This is a genomic window from Nocardia sp. NPDC058058 (assembly GCF_042885355.1).
Classification (GTDB): domain Bacteria; phylum Actinomycetota; class Actinomycetes; order Mycobacteriales; family Mycobacteriaceae; genus Nocardia.
In genome coordinates this window covers 1-1012 of sequence record NZ_JBHVSA010000067.1, presented here as the reverse complement: position 1 = coordinate 1012, position 1012 = coordinate 1, and the positions used below count along the sequence as shown (strand labels likewise).

The following is a 1012-nucleotide window of genomic DNA, read 5'->3' as shown; positions in this document are numbered from 1 at the left end:
GTACTCGTCGTGGCCGGGGAAGACCAGGCCGCGGTAGCGGGTGGGGTCGACGCGGCCGGCGTGCAGGTCGCGGGTGTCGGCGTAGGCGAGGTCGTAGCCGTAGCGCTCGGCCCAGCGGATGAAGTCGTAGGCGTGGCCCACGTGCAGCGGGAGGCCGGCGCCCGCGTAGGGGCGGTCGAAGGAGATGGTGACGGCCGCGTCCGCCTCGCCGAGGAGCCGGCCCTCCTCGTCCCATGCGTGGTAGAGGCTGGCCCCGGTCCGGCCGTCCTCGGGATAGAGGTTGTAGGCCTGCCAGGTGATGTCGGGCAGCAGGAGCAGCAGATCGGCCGGGTGGTCGTCCCGGACCGTGAACGGGATGTGGGAGCGGTAGCCGTCGGCGGTGGTCAGGACCGCGACGTACGCGCCGAGGTTCCAGTACGAGGGGACCTGGAGCCGCCAGGAGAGCCACCAGTGGTGGCAGGAGACGGTGCGGTCGGCCGTGAGGGGCGCGGGCTGGACGATGCCGGAGAGCCGCGGGCTGGTGGTGATCTTCGAGGCTCCGTCGCCGCCGTAGTGGCCGATGCGGTAGACGTCCACGGAGAACTGCTGGGGCGGATCGACGGTGATGTGGAAGTCGATGGCCTCGCCCGGGGCGACCGCGCCGGTGGAGGCGAAACCTTTGATCTGCCGGTGCACGTCGTCCGCCGTACGGGGGCCGCCGGCGCCGCGGGCGCGGGGGATCTGGCCCGCGCCGGCCGCCGCGGGGTCCACGTACCAGGGGACGACATGGCCGGTGTCGTCGAAGTAGAGCTCGCTGCCCCGGAACCAGGGCAGGGGGCCCTGGCCGAAGGGGTCGTTCACCGCGTGCGCGAGCGCACCTGACTCCCACCGCCGGATCGGGTCAGCACCCATACCGTTCCCCTCCCTCACTCCCCCGGACGCCGCAGCCTGCGGCCGCGCCCACGAGGCTGTCGCGAGCGGTCCCAGCACATCACATAACGCACGCACTCCGTCACTGTTCGCCATATCCGGC

The 1012-nt window shown here is 72.3% G+C and carries 1 protein-coding gene; it reads right to left on the bottom strand.

The genetic code is table 11. From position 1 onward, the window contains the following. On the bottom strand, positions 1–891 hold an 891-nt coding region (locus tag ACFVUS_RS44220), incomplete at its 3' end, for a N,N-dimethylformamidase beta subunit family domain-containing protein (protein WP_387781647.1). Between the last annotated feature and the right edge of the window lie 121 nt (positions 892–1012).